The organism is Rhizobium sp. P2_G2 (assembly GCF_056403555.1).
Map to the genome: position 1 here is coordinate 1 of NZ_JBFUFF010000043.1, position 16,979 is coordinate 16,979.

The 16,979-nt window shown below is 60.5% G+C and carries 19 protein-coding genes, 1 tRNA gene and 1 pseudogene; 9 read left to right on the forward strand and 12 right to left on the reverse strand.

Annotated elements, in window-relative coordinates:
• A pseudogene (locus AC1D06_RS24905) lies at nt 1–563 on the forward strand (hypothetical protein); the annotation flags it as partial.
• A complete protein-coding gene (locus tag AC1D06_RS24910; protein ID WP_477988490.1) occupies nt 564–740 on the forward strand; it encodes a hypothetical protein in 177 nt (58 codons plus the stop codon).
• A 289-nt stretch (nt 741–1,029) separates the two neighbouring features.
• Here AC1D06_RS24910 and AC1D06_RS24915 read toward each other — a convergent pair.
• The 4 genes from AC1D06_RS24915 to AC1D06_RS24930 all read right to left on the reverse strand — a co-directional run bounded on the left by AC1D06_RS24915 (nt 1,030) and on the right by AC1D06_RS24930 (nt 3,998).
• Nucleotides 1,030–1,105: transfer RNA gene (locus tag AC1D06_RS24915), tRNA-Lys, on the reverse strand.
• Nucleotides 1,106–1,233: 128 nt separating this feature from the next.
• Entirely contained in the window at nt 1,234–2,145 is a 912-nt protein-coding gene (locus AC1D06_RS24920) for a PhzF family phenazine biosynthesis protein (protein ID WP_477988491.1), read from the reverse strand.
• A gap of 3 nt (nt 2,146–2,148) precedes the next feature.
• On the reverse strand, nt 2,149–2,889 hold the full coding sequence (locus AC1D06_RS24925; RefSeq protein WP_477988493.1) for an NUDIX hydrolase: 741 nt from the start codon (nt 2,887–2,889) through the stop codon (nt 2,149–2,151).
• Nucleotides 2,886–3,998 carry an endonuclease/exonuclease/phosphatase family protein gene (locus tag AC1D06_RS24930; RefSeq protein ID WP_477988495.1) on the reverse strand — a complete coding sequence of 371 codons (1,113 nt, stop codon included), beginning with the start codon at nt 3,996–3,998 and terminating at the stop codon, nt 2,886–2,888. The genes AC1D06_RS24925 and AC1D06_RS24930 overlap by 4 nt, the downstream gene beginning before the upstream one ends.
• A 293-nt stretch (nt 3,999–4,291) precedes the next feature.
• On the opposite strand from AC1D06_RS24930, the gene AC1D06_RS24935 reads away from it, so the two are divergent.
• The 3 genes from AC1D06_RS24935 (at nt 4,292) to AC1D06_RS24945 (ending at nt 6,626) form a co-directional block, all read left to right on the forward strand.
• Nucleotides 4,292–4,675 (forward strand): DUF4189 domain-containing protein, encoded by a 384-nt coding sequence (locus AC1D06_RS24935; protein ID WP_477880584.1) that lies wholly within the window; start codon nt 4,292–4,294, stop codon nt 4,673–4,675.
• 139 nt (nt 4,676–4,814) lie between these two features.
• The gene (locus AC1D06_RS24940; RefSeq protein ID WP_477988497.1) at nt 4,815–5,888 is read left to right on the forward strand and encodes an aldo/keto reductase; all 1,074 of its coding nucleotides are present in this window, start codon (nt 4,815–4,817) and stop codon (nt 5,886–5,888) included.
• A gap of 123 nt (nt 5,889–6,011) precedes the next feature.
• On the forward strand, nt 6,012–6,626 hold the full coding sequence (locus AC1D06_RS24945; RefSeq protein WP_477988499.1) for a LysE family translocator: 615 nt from the start codon (nt 6,012–6,014) through the stop codon (nt 6,624–6,626).
• Between the two features lie 85 nt (nt 6,627–6,711).
• Here the strand turns inward: AC1D06_RS24945 and AC1D06_RS24950 are convergent, their stop codons facing one another.
• Together AC1D06_RS24950 and AC1D06_RS24955 are read right to left on the reverse strand one after the other, a co-directional pair.
• Nucleotides 6,712–7,362 carry a pyridoxamine 5'-phosphate oxidase family protein gene (locus tag AC1D06_RS24950; RefSeq protein ID WP_477988500.1) on the reverse strand — a complete coding sequence of 217 codons (651 nt, stop codon included), beginning with the start codon at nt 7,360–7,362 and terminating at the stop codon, nt 6,712–6,714.
• A gap of 334 nt (nt 7,363–7,696) precedes the next feature.
• A complete protein-coding gene (locus tag AC1D06_RS24955) occupies nt 7,697–8,104 on the reverse strand; it encodes an SRPBCC family protein (RefSeq protein WP_477988501.1) in 408 nt (135 codons plus the stop codon).
• A 206-nt stretch (nt 8,105–8,310) separates the two neighbouring features.
• Here AC1D06_RS24955 and AC1D06_RS24960 point away from each other — a divergent pair, with 206 nt between their 5' ends.
• Nucleotides 8,311–8,658 carry a YciI family protein gene (locus AC1D06_RS24960; RefSeq protein WP_477988502.1) on the forward strand — a complete coding sequence of 116 codons (348 nt, stop codon included), beginning with the start codon at nt 8,311–8,313 and terminating at the stop codon, nt 8,656–8,658.
• Nucleotides 8,659–8,667: 9 nt separating this feature from the next.
• Entirely contained in the window at nt 8,668–9,927 is a 1,260-nt protein-coding gene (locus AC1D06_RS24965; RefSeq protein WP_477988504.1) for an RNA polymerase sigma factor, read from the forward strand.
• Nucleotides 9,928–10,102: 175 nt separating this feature from the next.
• Here AC1D06_RS24965 and AC1D06_RS24970 read toward each other — a convergent pair whose 3' ends face one another.
• Nucleotides 10,103–11,059, reverse strand: coding sequence for a quinone oxidoreductase family protein (locus tag AC1D06_RS24970; protein ID WP_477988506.1), 957 nt, complete (start codon nt 11,057–11,059; stop codon nt 10,103–10,105).
• A 56-nt stretch (nt 11,060–11,115) separates the two neighbouring features.
• Between AC1D06_RS24970 and AC1D06_RS24975 the strand changes: the two genes are divergently transcribed.
• Nucleotides 11,116–11,604, forward strand: a complete 489-nt coding sequence (locus AC1D06_RS24975) for a MarR family winged helix-turn-helix transcriptional regulator (RefSeq protein WP_477988507.1) — start codon at nt 11,116–11,118, stop codon at nt 11,602–11,604.
• Nucleotides 11,605–12,143: 539 nt separating this feature from the next.
• Here AC1D06_RS24975 and AC1D06_RS24980 read toward each other — a convergent pair.
• Both AC1D06_RS24980 and AC1D06_RS24985 read right to left on the reverse strand, forming a co-directional pair.
• Nucleotides 12,144–12,584, reverse strand: coding sequence for a hypothetical protein (locus AC1D06_RS24980; RefSeq protein WP_477988509.1), 441 nt, complete (start codon nt 12,582–12,584; stop codon nt 12,144–12,146).
• Nucleotides 12,585–12,635: 51 nt separating this feature from the next.
• Nucleotides 12,636–13,448 carry a GNAT family N-acetyltransferase gene (locus tag AC1D06_RS24985; protein ID WP_477988510.1) on the reverse strand — a complete coding sequence of 271 codons (813 nt, stop codon included), beginning with the start codon at nt 13,446–13,448 and terminating at the stop codon, nt 12,636–12,638.
• 69 nt (nt 13,449–13,517) lie between these two features.
• On the opposite strand from AC1D06_RS24985, the gene AC1D06_RS24990 reads away from it, so the two are divergent.
• Complete coding sequence (locus tag AC1D06_RS24990) at nt 13,518–14,168, forward strand: TetR/AcrR family transcriptional regulator (protein ID WP_477988511.1); 651 nt, start codon at nt 13,518–13,520, stop codon at nt 14,166–14,168.
• Between the two features lie 33 nt (nt 14,169–14,201).
• On the opposite strand, the gene AC1D06_RS24995 is transcribed toward AC1D06_RS24990, so the two are convergent.
• From AC1D06_RS24995 to AC1D06_RS25005, 3 genes are all read right to left on the reverse strand, one after another.
• A complete protein-coding gene (locus tag AC1D06_RS24995; protein WP_477988513.1) occupies nt 14,202–14,777 on the reverse strand; it encodes a hypothetical protein in 576 nt (191 codons plus the stop codon).
• A 164-nt stretch (nt 14,778–14,941) separates the two neighbouring features.
• Nucleotides 14,942–15,193, reverse strand: coding sequence for a hypothetical protein (locus AC1D06_RS25000; protein ID WP_477988515.1), 252 nt, complete (start codon nt 15,191–15,193; stop codon nt 14,942–14,944).
• A 281-nt stretch (nt 15,194–15,474) separates the two neighbouring features.
• A complete protein-coding gene (locus tag AC1D06_RS25005) occupies nt 15,475–16,701 on the reverse strand; it encodes an aminotransferase-like domain-containing protein (protein WP_477988516.1) in 1,227 nt (408 codons plus the stop codon).
• Nucleotides 16,702–16,979 lie beyond the last annotated feature (278 nt).

The following is a 16,979-nucleotide window of genomic DNA, read 5'->3' on the forward strand; positions in this document are numbered from 1 at the left end:
GTCCGCCATACGTGAAATTGCCCGAGTCATCGCTGGCTGGAAAAATGGAGCCAAGAGCTTCGAACCGCGCTCAGCTGGCTCGATGGATTGAACAATATGGCAATGTTCAATCTTTGGAACGGCATCTAAACGGTGCCGCAGAGCTCGAGAAGCGGCTGCAAGATGATCAGGCCGGCGCCGTTTCGAGAGCACTCATCAGAAGCATTGTCCGGCGGATCACCATTGCAACCGGCACACTGAGACACGAAATCAATGCCGGGAAACTGATCGGCATAATATCGAGCGGGGGCCAAGCCCTCGATCACACAACTCTTCCAGCCGAGACGGAAACGGTCGAGCAAAGCGATGCTGCTTCCACGATCGTCCATCAGTCAACGGTCGTCATTGAGCAACGTGTTGCCTTCAAACGCAGCGGCGTCGAGATGCGCGTCGTTGTCAGCGACGCGACCGCAGGCCCGCCAGTCATCGATCGATCCCTTGTCGACATCCTTGCCAGAGCCCATCTGGCATTAAATGCCCTGACCGATGGATCAAAACGCAGCATCGCTGACGTCGCACGATAGATGCACATCGATGCCTCAGATCTGAGCCGCATCCTGCCCCTCGCCTACCTTTCTCCGAAACTCACCGAGGCGATCCTCACCGGTCGACAGCCAGCCGATCTGACGCTGCGAAAACTGACGCGTGGCAACGAACTGCCGATCGAATGGTCGGAGCAAAACGAACTGCTCTTTGGCTGATCGACTCGCGTTTTCCAAAACCGTCGAAGGTTCAAGATCGGGAGCGATTTCCGTTCTACGAACTCTTTGCTACTTGCACCATCACGCTGGGGCCAAGGCGATCCCGAACAGCAGCCGAAAACAACGGGAACCGAAAATGCCGGACGGAGACGCGCTCTGGAGTTTGGCCCGTTTTTGAGAGCAAACGGAGACGAATATCACGCATCGTGCCAATTGAGGCCGCACAAGCCACGGAAGTGTTTAGACTCTTCCGAGAAGTGTTGAAAGTCCCAGTATTCTGGAGACTGAATGGTGGGTGATGTAGGGTTCGAACCTACGACCCGCTGATTAAGAGTCAGCTGCTCTACCAAYTGAGCTAATCACCCGAAGAAGCCGTTGTCGTCGGCGTCTGACGGGGCATATAAAGAGGATCATTTCCCTTGGCAAGCCCCTGTCGTCATATTGTTGCAAAAAACCTGGACTTTTTCTCCGAGAGCCGGATTATCCAGCAAAATCAAAGAAAAAGCTGGCCTGATGCGATCTTGGCAGCCTGTCCGCCGATGCGTGCGCGGGCAATCCTGCCATTCTCCGCCTCGATATGCAGGTGGATGTGCGAGGGCCTGCCCATCTCCACGCCCTGCTCGATCATCAGTGCATAGCGGCCGTCGCCGAGCGCGTCGAAATGATGGATCGCCGCACTCATCGCCGCCACCGCGGCACCTGTCGCCGGGTCCTCGGCAATGCCCATATCGGGCGCGAACATGCGGGCATGAAAATGCGCATTGTGGTCCTCGCCGCCGCGGCTATAGACGAAGGCCGCAAGCGTCCTGTCGCCGGCCGAGGCCATGGCCTTCTGCCAGAGCGGCACATCGAAGGCGATCTGGCCGGCGACCTGCGGGTTGCGCACCGGCACCATGGCGAAGGGCACGCCGGCGCTCCAGAGCGATACGCGATGGTTCTCGAAGCCGATATCGGCGGCGCTGATGCAGAGCGCATCGGCGATTTTCTGCGTATCGAAGGTCGCCGTCAGCCGCTGCGACAGGCGCGGCAGGTCGAATTCTGCAAAGGCAGCCCGTCCGGCAGGCATGCGCACGACGCAGCGCACCGGGCCGACATTCTCCTCGAGCACGCTCACCGTGTCCAATTCGTTGCGCGCGCCATCGCGCTCGGCCAGCGCCACGGCGGTGCCGACTGTCGGATGGCCGGCGAAGGGCAGTTCGCGGCCTGGCGTGAAAATGCGCAGCCGCGCCGAATGCGCCGGGTTTTCCGGCGGCAGGATGAAGACGGTTTCGGAGAGATTGAACTCGCGGGCAATGGCCTGCATACGTTCACCCGAAAGACCCTCGGCATCGAAGACGACCGCCAGCGCATTGCCGGACAGCGCCTCGGCGGTGAACACATCATAGATCGCGTAAGCGCGTGCCATATTTCACTCCCCGCCTTCGAACAGCCATGTGAGGATCGACGGCATGAAGAAGGCATAATCATGCGCCGAGGGGTCGGCATCGCGGATCGCTACGGCATTGGTGATCTCGGGCTCGGTTTCCGTGGCAATGTGCCGGGCGATCCTATCGACGATTGCATCCGCCGTCATCGCAAAACGGAAGATGCGGAAGACGACGACCGTGTTCATCGCATGGATGGCGAAAGCGTTTGCGTCGCGCACGGCGTCCTGGAGATCGAGCGCCGTCTCTTCGAGCACTTCGCGGCGCATGTTGAGATCGAGGTCGCAGCGTCCGTCGACCACATCGTGGGCGTCCATCGAGCCCGCGGCGCAATAGACCCGGCCCGGATTGGCCGTCGTCTCAGCCATGCGGATGGCGATCAGGGCATCATCGGAGGAGATGACCAGCGGCAGGGCGAAGAGGTGAAAGCCGCCGACGCGACGCGCCAGCTTGCGCCAATACATGAAGGCCGAAAACGGCGCCATATGCGCCCTGCCCTCGATATGTCCCTCGGCAAAGCGGAGCTCGCGCTGGAACACCATCCGCCCGTCATAGAGCGCCGGGTTGCGGGTGACCTCGTCCTCCCAGTTGACGGCAATCTCCGCCCGGTTTTCCGCCACCCAGGGATGGTTGTCCTCCAGCACATGCAGATCGAGCGATGTCACCGGAAAGATCATACCCTCCCGGGGAAAGCCTTGGATTTCGAGCGTTGACACCTGGCTCATGTGAGATCGAGTTCCATGACGACCGGACAATGATCGGAGGCCTTGGGACGGTCCCAGCCGGTGCGCGGATAGCGCTCGGTTTCCTGCCCCTTTGGGAAGACGGTGCGGAACGGCTGTCCGTTGCGGACGATTTCCGGCAACGCCTTCGGATTGGCGGCGGCGAGCGCCTGCGACAGCCAGATATAGTCGAGCTGGCAGAGATGCTGCTCGGCAAGCCCGCGGCTGTGGTAGAGCGTCCAGCGGTCCTCGACTGGGCGCCTGAGCATGGCGTTTTCGGCAAAACCATCATGCGAAAACGTGTCGAGCGCGCTTTCGGTCTCGCGCGCCGGCGTGAAGGTGAAGCCGGTGCGCTTGCTGCCGGCGATCAGCAGCCGCTCCTGGTAATCATTCATGTCGCCGCAGATGACGAAATTCTTGTGCTGCGTCGCGTCCCTGCCGAAACGCTCCTCGATGATGCGGCGCACGGCGGTTGCCTCGGCGCGGCGCAGCGGCATGGTTGCGGTCCGCCCATCCATGCCGTTGCGCGGCGGCGCGGTCATGGATTTGAAATGCACGACATAGATCGTCAGCGGCCGTCCGCCGATGCGCACATCGACCTCCAGGCAATCGCGGCGAAAGATCCGGTCGTCCTGCTTCTCGGTTTCGGCGAGCGCTTCGTTGAACAGGCCGAGCTGGCGGAAGGTCATTGCGGCATGGCTGCGCAAATCGACGAATTCGATCGGCTCACCGTCGCGGGTTGTCTCCCGCATCATGATGGCGACATCGATACCGCGAGAGTCATTGCCCTGGATGAGGTATTTCTGGCGATAGCCGGCGTTGACCATGCGGTAGAGATAGCCATATTCGAAGGCGTGCAGCGCCTCCAGGCTCTCGACCTCCTGCAGGCAGAGGATGTCGGCATCGGTATCGGCGATCGCCAGCGCAGTCAGCTGCCGCGTGTCGTCGGTCGAAGCGATCATCCGCGCCTCTTCGAGCCGCTGATATTCGGCCTCATTGCCGATCGCATAGAGGCGCAGCACGCGATCCTGCCGCAACTGGTTGCGAAATCCGGTGAAATCGAAGCGGGTCAGCAGGTTCTCGATGTTGAATGTGCCTATCCTGACCGCCATGTCCGCCTCCAGCCTGCGAAAGCGCTTATAGCATCAAACCAAGCGCTGGGAAGATCGGGCGGGTCGGGAATTGATCCCCGGGCGCACACGCAACCAAGACGCGCACATGACCAACACACATCCATCACAGGCAGCGAAATTCACTGCACTGCAGCATGTTCCATTAAGGAAACCCCATCAATTTCATACGCTTGACATACAATTTGGCAAAAAATGCTGGACTTCAGAATATTCACGAAACATAGTTCGTTATACCTGTGGAACTGCCAACCACTTTGATGAGGGGGACTATCATGAAGACCTTGACTAAGTATCTTATCGCAGCCACTGTCGCTTTCGTTCCGTTCGCCGCACCGCTCGCCGCGTCGGCCGCAGACCAGTTTGGTGCGATCGCCTATTCGCAGCAGTCGCAACACTACGGCTGGTCCGTCAACATGAATTCGCAGAACGAGGCAGAAACCGCTGCCATGAACCAGTGCTACAATTATGGTAGCGATTGCAAGGACATCTGGTTCAGCAATGCCTGCGGCGCGCTGGCCATCGGCAGCGACGGCGGCTGGGGCATGAACTGGGGCGAGAACAGCACCCAGGCTGAAAACAAGGCCATCGCTCAGTGCAACAACGTGTCGAGCGGCTGCAAGATCGAGTTTACCAAGTGCACGGATAACGTGCACTAATCCACTTGCGTTTCACCGCGCTCAAGGCCCCTGCCGACACCTTCGGCAGGGGCTTTTTATTTGCCGGACCGGCCTCGCTTGGCTTGGCAGCGGACGGTAATTGTCATACCAATGCCTCCGAATTTGTCAGGAGGATAGGATGGAATATCGTCTGCTCGGCCGCTCCGGCCTGAAAATCTCAACCATCACCATGGGCACGATGACCTTTGGCGGCGTCGGTTTCGCCAAGACGGTCGGCGATCTCGACACTGCCGGCGCCCGCCGCCTGGTCGACATCTGCCTCGACGCAGGCGTCAACCTGATCGACACGGCGGATGTCTATTCCGCCGGCGTTTCGGAGGAAATCGTCGGTGAAATCCTCGGCGGCACGCGCAAGAACGGCGTGCTTGTCGCCACCAAGGCGCGTTTCCCGATGGGCGACGGCCCCAATGATCGCGGCTCGTCGCGCTACCACATCGTCAATGCCTGCGAAGCCAGCCTGAAGCGGCTGAAGACCGATGTCATCGACCTCTACCAGATCCATGAATGGGACGGGCAGACGCCGCTCGAAGAGACGATGGAAGCGCTCGACCAACTCGTGCGCCAGGGCAAGGTGCGCTATATCGGCTGCTCCAACTATTCCGGCTGGCACATCATGAAGGCGCTCGGCGTGAGCGAGCGCGACCACCGCGCCCGTTTCGTCAGCCAGCAGATCCACTATACGCTCGAAGCCCGCGAAGCCGAATATGAGCTGATCCCGATCACCATCGACCAGGGCCTCGGCGTGCTCGTCTGGAGCCCGATTTCAGGTGGCCTGCTCTCGGGCAAGCATCGCCGCAACAAGGCGACGCCGGAAGGCACCCGCCAGTTCGCCGGCTGGACCGAGCCGCCGATCCGCGACGAGGACCGGCTGTGGAATATCGTCGACACGCTGGTCGAGATCGGCGACAGCCGCGGCGTCTCGGCCGCACAGGTGGCGCTGGCCTGGACGATCGGCAGGCCCGGCATCACCTCGGTGATCATCGGCGGCCGCACCGAGGCGCAGTTCCGCGACAATCTCGCCGCCGCCGAGTTGAAGTTGACGGACGAAGAGCGCGGCCGGCTGGATCGCGTCAGCGAACTGCCGGTGCTCTATCCCTACTGGCACCAGCTCAACACCGCCCGCGACCGCCTCAGCCCCGCCGACCTCAGCCTCCTCGGCCCCTATATCGACCGCGCCGGCGGCTTCGGCTGATCGTTGCGGGGCGAGCAGTCTCCGTGTTGCCGGGAAATCCTGATTTTTCCCGGCACCTCTTTCGCAAGGAGGAAAAGCGCGTATCCTGAAGGTCCGTAAGCAATCGTGACTTTCGGGGATTCCATGGATTTGTCGACCTTAATTGCCTTCGCCGCGGCCTTCTTCGTGTTCGCCGCCAGCCCAGGTCCGGACAACATGACCATCGTTGCCCGCACGATCTCGCATGGCGCCGCCGCTGGCATCGCCTATGGGGCCGGAACGGTGGCCGGTATCCTGATCTTTTTGACATTGGCCGCTTTTGGCTTGTCGGTCATCGCCGCCAAAATGGCAATTGTCATGACGATCCTGCGCTTTGCTGGCGCGGCCTACCTGATCTGGATGGGTGTCAAGCTCTGGACCGCCGAGCCCGTCGTGCCCGAACTGCAACCCACGTCCGAACCGCGCGGCCTGCTGCCGGTCTTCGCAACGGGAATTGCGCTCAACCTCGGTAATCCCAAGATGCCGCTGTTCTATGTGGCACTGCTGCCGAACGTCGTCGGGGCATCGCTCACGCCAGGCCATGTCGCAGCACTGGCGGCCGTGATCCTCAGCATCGAAGTCATCGTGATTGGCGGGCATGTCATGCTCGCCGGCCGTGCGCGCAACCTGCTGCGAACACCTGCTATTGTACGCCGGGTCAACCGAACGGCCGGAGGGGTCATGGTCGGTGCCGGCGTCGCAGTTGTTGCCGCGCGATAAGACGCTGCATACTGTCGCAACTGTCTGTCGCGAAACGTTATTTTGCATCCGTTTTAGACTGTCTGCAAGATTTTTGCGACACGCTCTAGTAGAGCGTCCGTTTGTAATCTTCCTCCAAGGCGTCGTCCATTTTGCGCATCTCATCCTTATCGCCTGGCGCTCCAGTCGTTTCATCAAGAATGATCTTGATCAGCGACGGCATCTCGGCACGGTTTTGAAAATGATCCGGGCTCCACAACCGAGAGCGCCGGAATGCCTTGGCGCAGTGCATGAAGACCTCAACCACCTCGACCACAATCGCAAGTTTAGGTACACGATCATTGACGCTCATGCTGTTCAAGAGATCAGGATCGTTCACCAGCGTCGCCCGCCCATTCACGCGCAATGTGTCGTCGAACCCTGGAATAACGAACATCAGCCCAACGCTCGGATTGGCTATGATATTGACCAGAGTATCAAGGCGATTGTTGCCGGGTCGATCCGGTATCGCCAATGTGCGCTCATCGAGAATTTTGACGAAACCCACGGGGTCGCCACGCGGACTGACATCCGCCTTTCCATCCAGATTTTGTGTGCCTATGCACAAGAATGGCGAGCGTCGAATAAAGTCTTGCGCGTGCTCGCCAAGGGTGTCCTGACACTTCAATATCGCCAGAGCATGCGTGGCTTCAAACAGGCTTCGAAGAGACTGTTCTTCCGCTATCACAAATTCTGGATTAAGCCTGAACGCCTTCATGGTCTCGCCTTTCCAAGTTGCGTGTCGGATAAATCAGCCCCCTGAGCGGTCGGGTTTAAATGTCAGCGCCTTGACATTTCTGCCCCCGTGAAAACTCGCTTTCGGTACTGGGATAAATGCATGTCATCATTATGACGTACGTACCTCAATAGTTGTTATCGCAGAATCTCGACGTGATCAAGATGACGAGCCTGTCCAACTTCTAATATATGGCGAAAATCACGCACACCTTGCGCAAGTCCCCGGGCGCGGACAGCCTCCGCCCCCTCTTGCGAGGGTTGCCCCTCCCCCCGCACGCCTATCCTGCCCTGAATACGACTGACCGAATGAGCCGCTACTTCTGCTCCGCGACCTGCTTCAGGGCGGTCAGGACTTGATGAAAATCGGAGGTAACCATCGGCCCGACGGCATCAGCTTCTGGCCCCGAAATTTCTGTTCTATAGATGATTCTGGTCCCTCCCGAAGCAAGTGGAAGCAATTTGTGAATGACGACGACGCATGTCTCATCAACGACTGTCTCATCCGAAAAGCTTTCGTTCGGCGTGACCTCGATGAGCGTGCTGTTGAAGGCGTCCTGACCGGGCGGCTGCATGTTGAAGGAGGTACCTGCCTGGAATGGCCCATGGATTTCGATCGCCTCGATGCCCGCGTTCCAATCCTTCCACCGCGGTACGTCGGAGAAATATGCCCACACCCGCGCAGCAGAGGCGGAGGTTTCAATCGTTTCCTCATGCGTCCACATCGAAATCCCCATATCGGCCGAAACCCATTGATCTGCCCGGATTTACGCTCCAGGGTTCGGCATGGCTAGCATGGGACAGTGACGAATGTCGATCGCTTCTGGCACCCCGCCAAATTCTTCCCCCGCCCTGTCAAAATCCCGCCGGGTCGAACGTCTTTGGCGCGGCGGGCCTTGAGGCGCCGCCTGTCGAGCGAAAGGAACACGTCATGCAATATATGCTGCTGGTCTACTGGAATGAAGCCGAACACAAGAATGCGGGCAAGGAACGCAAGGCCGAGACTTTCGCCGCCTACGCCGCCTATTCCGAAGCGCTGAGAAAAGCCGGCTCGTTCGTCATGGGACACGGATTGCAGGATTCCTCCCTTGCCACGGTGGTGCGGGCGCCGGATGGCAAGCCTTCGGTTCTCAACGGCCCCTATATCGAGAGCAAGGAGCAACTGGGCGGTTTCTATGTCATCGAGGCGACCGATCTCGATGCGGCGCTCGCCTGGGCGGCGCGCTGCCCAGGCGCCGCGCATGACACCGTCGAGGTCCGTCCTCTGATGGTCTATTAAGGGACTGCCGTGCCGCGAGCAGACGACCAGTCCGCCATCCAGGCCGCTGAAGCGGTGGCGCGCCGCAGCTATGGCAAACTGGTCGCCATTCTCGCGGCGCGCACCCGCGATGTAGCCGGTGCCGAAGACGCGCTGTCGGAGGCCTTTGCCGCCGCCCTCGCCGATTGGCCGGCCAAGGGGCTGCCAAAAAGCCCCGAAGCCTGGCTGCTGGCCACCGCCCGCCGCAAGATGATCGACGCCATCCGCCACAGAAAGGTCGGCACGTTTGCCGCCGAGCACCTGCGGCTGGTGGCGGAGGAATTGGAGGCGACGGCGAAAGAAGCGCCTGACATTCCGGACGCGCGTCTCGCGCTGATGTTTGCCTGCGTCCATCCGGAGATTGAGCCCGGCATAAGAGCGCCGCTGATCCTGCAGACCATCCTCGGCTTCGATGCCCAGGCAATCGGCTCCGCCTTCCTGGTCTCGCCGGCGGCGATGGGCCAGCGGCTGGCGCGCGCCAAGAACAGGATCCGGCGCGGCAGGATTCCCCTGCGCGTGCCCGAGAGAGCCGACATGCGTCTCCGCCTTAGTGCAGTGCTGGAGGCGATCTATGCGGCCTATGCGGAAGGCTGGAGCGATCCGGCCGGTGCCGATGCCAGCTTGCGCAATCTGGCCGACGAGGCGATCTGGCTCGGCCGGCTGATCGCAGCCCTGCTGCCAAACGAGCCAGAAGCGCTCGGCCTGCTGGCGCTGATGCTCTATTCGCATGCGCGCCTCGGCGCCCGGCGCAGCCCATCAGGCGAATTCGTGCCGCTCGCCGATCAGGACCCTGCCCTCTGGGATCAAGGACTGATCGACGAAGCCGAAAACCTGCTCATCCGCGCCAGCGCCTTCAACGCCTTCGACCGCTACCAACTGGAAGCGGCCATCCAGTCCGCCCATGTCGTGCGCCGCCGCACCGGCACCGCGGATTGGGCAGCGATCGAGCGCCTCTATGACGGGCTCTGCGCCATCACCGGCTCGCCGGTCGCCGCCATCAACCGCGCCATCGCCGTTGCCGAAACGCAAGGCCCCGCCGCCGGCCTCACGGCACTGCCGACACCAGAACCCGGCAGCCGGCTTCTCATCTACCAGCCTTATTGGGCAGCGCGCGCCGAACTGCATGCAAGAATGGGAGACCTGGCGGCAGCGCGCGAAGCCTATGGGCATGCAATCGCGCTGGAAATAGACCCCGCTGTGCGGCGGTTCCTTCAGAAACGGCAGGCGGAATGCCTGATGGCTCCTGGTTAATACGGCCCCACCGATAAATCAAAGCAGCCAGAAGCGTTCCGACCGAAATCGCTCGGGCGACATCGGCTCTCTGCCGACTTTGTAACAACCTTTCTCGAAGTCTTACCGGAGAGATTCGCAATCCGGCAAGCGATGATTCAAGGGCGCTTTTGCGCAAGCCGCCGTGGTTCGAGGGCTAACCTACGGTCATCACCAGACGATGGGAGCGATCGTCTTCGAGCCAGGCGCTGCCCACCTCCTGCAACGGAGCCGTCCGCGTGGCGATGCGGAAACCGGCCGGCACTGTGGCATTGAGCACTCCGTCGATCGCGACCAGCATGCGCGAAAGCGGAACGCTGCCGATGCCGCTGCGTATCAGTTCTATCGCCGATGACCGGAGCACGGCGCTCGGCAGCGCGATGTCGCCACCGCTGATCGATCCGACCTGGACGAAGCGGATCGGCACCGCATCGGCGCCCGCCTTGGCGCCGGCGATCAACAAGCGCTCGGCGCTCACGCCCCAGAGATAGTCGATCACCACGTCGACCCCGCTGGCGAATTGCGCCTTGAATTCGTCTTCGAGGGCGTMGCCGTCCTCCGAGAGCGGGATTGTCACATCGGCGCCGAGCGCCGCGACCTCCCTGAGCGCATCGAGATTGCGGCCGTTGGCAATCACCTTTCTGGCACCAAGATGACGGGCGATCTGCACCGCAAGACGCCCCGATGTTCCGGTGGCGCCATTGACCAGCACCGTCTCGCCTGCCCTGAGCTTCGCCCGTTCGACATAGGCCGCCCAGGACGACATGCCCGGATTGGCGATCGCCGCAGCCGTGACATCGTCAAGTGCATCGGGAAGCGCAATCCAATGCCCTGCCGACACCGGCGCGGTCTCGGCCATGGCGCCATAGGACGGCTTCAGCGCCAGGAAATAGACGCGGCGGCCATCTTCAAGCCGGCCGACGCCATCGACGCCGGGGACGAAGGGAAACGCACCGGACGGCGTATAATGCGTGCCGCTGGCGCGGCTGCGCGTCACCTGGCTCACCGCTGCGGCAGTGACCGTGACGCGCGCGTCGCCCGCGGCGATCGCCGGCTCGGGAAAATCGTCATAGACGGGCGTTTTGCCCGCCGCTTCGACGATTGCGGCTTTCATGATGGATTTCCTTTCTCCAAACTATGTGTATAATGCACATACAAAGGGAGACAGAAATGCCGTCAACAGAAAATGTGCCAAATACACATATATCCGAGCAACTGCGCGTGCTTCACCTTGCAGTGCTCGACATTGTCGGCGTCATGAACCGCCCGCAGCGCGACGAGCTCTTGATCCGGCAGGCAGCAATCCCGCTCGACCGGGCGCTTTTCCCCCTGCTTGTCGGGATCGAGAAATTCGGCCCGATCGGCGTGGTCGAAATCGCCGACCGCATCGGCCGCGACTACACCACCGTCAGCCGCCAGGTCGCCAAGCTCGAAAGCCTCGAATTGGTGACGCGACAGGCAAGCGCAGCAGACAAGCGGGTCCGCGAGGCCGTCATCGCGCCAAAGGGCAAGGCGATGACCGAAAAACTCGACGCCGCGCGCGAAAAACTCGGCCGCGCCGTGTTCGAGACATGGGACGAGCAGGACATGCAGGACCTGGTACGGCTGATGCGTCGCTTCGCCGATGCGCTGATGGTGGATCCGCCGGCTGTGGAGTGAGTGCGGGCGCGAGGCAGGTCGGTTTTTCTATGAAGATGTGGCCGCTGAGAGGGAGATTGGGCGCGACCGACTTTTTAAGTCCGATATGGAAGCAATCTAAAAGCCGGGAAAACGGTCCGTCACTTTCGACTTGAGTTCGTCCGGCAATYGCCCAACCACAGGGCCCCTATTGTCCGTTTGTCGCCTGTCAAAAAACGAGGAAGACCATGGAAGCCCCGTCGTCTTGTTGGTGACCACGAGTGTCTCCAAAAACAACCCGCACTGCTTTAGATGCGTTGGGTCGTCGATTATAAAACTATAGTCATCGAGCAGGTCGACCTGTTTGGTGCAGTACAGGATTTTCACCCAAGGCATCTCCCCACCGTTTTTCATAACGATGAAGCCGGCAGCCCTCACAATGCATGGGCGTGGATAGGGACCTGGCTGGGCAGGCTTTTCGGCGTGAGGATAGGCGCACCAAACAAAATCCCACCTCTCGGGAAGTGGGACGTTTTCGACATCATAGGGAGGCTTGAGCTTCACGCAGACTACGAAACCTGTCAACCATTCACAGATCTGAATTCGCCAAGAGGACCGTAATTCTCCTCGATAAGCGCATCGAGCTTGTCGAAATATTTGGGATCGTAATCTGGACCGACGCGATGTTTGCGCTGGTACTCCACGGAAACGAAATCCTCATCCTGGCCATGCGCATTCCGGACCTTGGGCGCATCGGCGCCAGCAGACGCTTCACGGTCTGAACTCTCCGAAGGGGTAGCAATCTTACGCTGGGCCATTTCGCCTCCGAAAGCTGGTCGCACTGGAGCGGAACGGTCAAACATCAAGACACGTTCCAAAACCAAAGCAGGCCAGCTGGCATTTCCTTTCAACAAACCGACCGGCTTTCGGCTCCAATTTGCACCATTAACATCCGAGAAAATGGCGATTTTGTCAATGTTGACGAGAACAGGGCGCTTTCGCACGCGTTGACGAATGGTCATGGGCGAACACATAAGTGTTCATGCCCCTTCCCTCAATACTTCGGTGTTTCCTCACCCGCCCAACACCCAATTCGTCCGCTCATGCAGACACTCGAAACCAGCCCGGCGCATATTGGCAAGCGATGGGTTCGGACCGTCGAGGATGCCGGTCTCTGTGAACACCCAGGCTTTGCCGAGCGCTTCGGCATCGGCGATGCGGCAAGCCAGCAGCAGGCTTTGCGCGCCCTGTTTGCGCGCGTCCGGCAAGGTCGCGCCCATCCCCAGCCAGACGCAGTCGCTGTCGAGATACATCGCACCGCCCGCAATCACCGAAGAGCCGTCGCGGACGACATAGCATCGCCAGTGGTCACGCCCCACGAGGCTCCTGACCCAGGACACGAACGCTGGCGGCATGCCGAAGCCACCGATGACGGCGGCGGCGAAAGCCTCCGCATCCTCCGGACCGGCAAGATGCACCTGCAATGATGTTTCCACCACAGGCCCATTGGCCGAGCGGCGCCCCATCTTGGCCCATTTGGTGGGCACGCGCCGAAAGCCGGTCGCCGAGAGATCGGCCTCCACGTCCGGGGACAGGACGTGAGGTGCGATCTGCAATTGCGCCACCGTCGCGGAGAATTGCCCGAGATGCGCCGCGATCGCCGCAAGGTCGGCGCGCGTTGCAGGTCGCTGTAGCCCAAGTCCGATCGTCCGGTTGAAGGTCACGAGAGGGACGTTCTTGGCGCTGATTGACAGCGCCCCGCCGACGTCGCGACAGTCGGCGGCAAGCCCTTTGGCGACCGGCTCGGGCATGGCGGCCATCAAATCGCGCCAGGCATTGACTTCGACTGTTTCGACACTGACGGTCGGCTTGTTCACATCGAGCATTGCTTTCCTCCCTGGATTCTTACATTGTAAACTAGCAAGATTTCTTACGCTGTAAAGGAAATATTCGGCATGCCGGAAAAAAGACGCAAGCTGACGCGCGATCTCATCGTCGACAAGGCGTTGGAGCTGATCGAGGCGGACGGGCTGGAAAACCTCTCGACCCGCACGCTCGGCAAGAGCCTCGGCGTCCAGGCCATGGCGCTCTATCATCATGTCTCCAGCAAGGACGCGCTGCTCGACGCGGTGGCGGCACGGCTGATCGGCACGCTTGTCATTCCCGAGCCCAGCGACGACTGGCGCGGCGACCTAGAAACCCTCGCTGCCAATTATATGGCCATCGTCCGCACCTATCCACGCGCCTTCGTGCTGCTCGCCGCGCGGCGCTTCAACACACCGGAAACACTGCCGGTCCTCGAACGCGTATTTTCGATCTTTCGCCGCGCCGGTCTCGCCCCCCAGGACGTCGCCGCCGCCTTCCGACTGATGGGCTATTTCATGAATGGCGCAGGCCTGGCGGAGGTAGCGACGCGAGAGGCTGCCAGGCGCGCAGACTTCCAACTGCCTGACCCGGCTTTCCTCGCGGGCCATCCGATTGCAGGGGAAACAGTGCCCTTTCTCGCTCTGCCCTATCTCGACCGCATTTTCGAAAAGGGACTGAAGGCGATCCTAGACTCGATCGAGAATGATCCCAGCCGAAAGCCGAAGAGTGCTGCGGCCTAGCCTCCCAAGCCAAACGAAAATTTCGTACTTCCATCACGGCTTTGCCGCCCAGTTTTGAATAGCCGCTTCCAGCTGCGATCGGCGACCGCCGACTATAGAGGGCAGGTTGAAGGATTTCTTATCTTCGCCCATCAGATATTCGATTTTTCCGCCGGCCAGTCCGCTGAATTTCTCGCGCGGAATGATCGTGGTGTTGAACAGCGAATAACTGATGAGGTGGTCGCCCAGGAGAGTGATGCCGTAGCGGCTGCGTTGACCCGACCAGGCCAGCCGTGCCGCGGGAAGCAGCGATGCGATCATAAGATAGCTGCCGAGAAAAAAGACGAAGCCGACGGCCAGCGCGCCGAATTCCACCTTGGAATCAACCCCCGAGGAATAAACCGTGGTCGGCGAGTGAAAAGAGTCGACCACCATGACAACGCCAAAGAGCAGTGAGAGAAGCCCGATAACGGCAAGAACCAGACCGATAAACGCGTTCCACGCCAGTCCGGCAAAGGTGAATTGCTCTTCGAAAAACTCCGCATCCGGCGGCAGCGGCTTCGTCTCATCCTGCAGTGCCAGAATATCCGGCGGAATGTTTTTCGCCTCGGCTGTGATGATAACGTCCAAGAGAGCCCCCATCGTCAACGTCGTTTGGATGGGTAGACGTTGATGGGGGGTGTTTTAATCGGATGGGGCCTCGGCGTATCGACCTTAATTTCGAGCGCGCCGCCACTCTTTGAGGGTATCCCGCTTGGCTATGGAAGGCTGGACGTACAGGACCGATCATAGCCTTATCGCGTCGAATTAGGCATGGCTCTGACTTGCCGCAAATAACAGCGCGCTAATTCGATCAGCGCCGCATTGACCTCCGTTGCCGACCACCCGGCTTCCAGCGCTTCCTGGTTCACATCGCGCTCGATACGGATAATATCCACAAAAGCTGTGCCGGCGAAGGCATGCCGAAGAAAGGCCGGCTCCACGGCTTCCTGGCAATCCAGATCACGGTCGGGATAAATCCCGTTTTGACGTGGGGGACGAATCATTGGGCCACCTCTCCCGCCAACTCTGCGCTCACACATATGCGAAAATTTGATGTTAGGCAACAAAGATTCAACTTAAGAGATTAAACGCCGAAACACCTCACTCGGGATGGCCTGCAGGGTTGTCAAGAGCGGCGATCGGGGGCGACACTCCCGCCGCGTCGTCCGCCCGATCACAATGTTTGCTCCGTCGAATCTCTCCGCCCCGGACAGAGGCTGCCATGCTCAGCCCCTCACCCTTGGGACGCGTTTCTCAACGCCCCTTAGCCGCTCGACGAGCTGCCTCACGCTGCCTTGGCCATCTCCCCCGCGATCAACCTACCCAACCGGCCAATACCCTCGTCGATCATCGCATCCGAGGCGCAGGAAAAACTCAGCCGCATCGTGTTGGCGCCCGTGCCATCGGCATGAAACGCCTTGCCGGGGACGAAGGCCACCTTGGCGCTCTTCAGCGAATGGGCGAGCAGGGTTGCGCCGTCGATGCCCTCGGGCAGGGTCACCCAGACGAACATGCCGCCTTCCGGCTCAGTCCATTCGACGCCTGCCGGCATGTTCTTGGCCAGGGCTTCGAGCATCTTCGTGCGGCGATGGCCGTAGGTCTTGCGGACCTTTTCCACCTGCTCGCCGAACACGGTTTCGGCCACCTTGGCGATCACCATCTGGTTGATGGTCGAGGAATGCAGGTCGGCGGCCTGCTTGGTCAGCACCAGCTTGCGGATCACCTCCTGCGCGCCGACAACCCAGCCGACGCGCAGGCCCGGCGCGAGCGTCTTGGAAAAGCTGCCGCAATAGAAGGTGCGGGTTTTTTCGATATCGCCGCCATGGCGGGCAAGGTCGAGCGCCAGGATCGGCGGCACGCTTTCGCCGTCATAGCGCAGCGCCTGGTAGGCGGCATCCTCGATCACGGCGATATCCAGCGCTTCGGCGAGGTCGAGCAGCCATTCACGCTCGGCCTTGGTCATGGTGACGCCGGTCGGATTGTGGAATTCCGGCACGCAATAGGCAAACTTCACCCGGCCGCCCGCCGCTTCGGCCTGCTCGACATAGGAAGCCGGTGCGCGGTTGGAGAGCGGCGTCAGCCGGTCATAGGCCGGCTCATAGGCGTTGAAGGCGCCGAGCGCGCCGAGATAGGTCGGCCAGGTGACCAGCGCCGTATCCTTCGGCGACAGTAATAGCTTGCCGAGATAGTCGAGCACCTGCTGCGAGCCGGAGGTGATGAAGACATTGTCGGCCGCACAGGCGATGCCGATCTTGGCCATTTCCTTGACGATCCAGTCACGCAGCGGCCTAAACCCTTCGCTGACCGAATATTGCAGCGCCACGGAGGCCTGCTCGCCCGAAAGCACGTCGGAATAGGCCTCGGCCACCGCCTCCTTGGGAAACAAAGCCGCATCCGGAATGCCGCCGGCGAACGAGATGATATCCGGCTGCTCCAGAAGTTTCAAAAGCTCGCGGATTTCCGACGCCTTCATGCGCATAGCGCGCGAGGCAAAGAGATTTTCCCATTCCATGTCTATTTCCTCACCATGATTTTGCCTGACAGGACCATGAAACGACAATTATGTCAATAATACTGACCTATTTTGATCATGACTGCCGATCACGATTTTTTTCACGTGAGTTGGGCGCGATTGCCTGCCACTATGGCTTCGGGGATTGTGCGGTGGGCCATAGCATGTGACGCAAAGCCTCCTCCCCAGAGGGTAAAAGACCCTCTCTGGCCTGCCGGCCATCTCCCCCACAAGGGGGGAGAAGACCCGCGGCACGCTCCCTGCCCAAATCGGGCTCC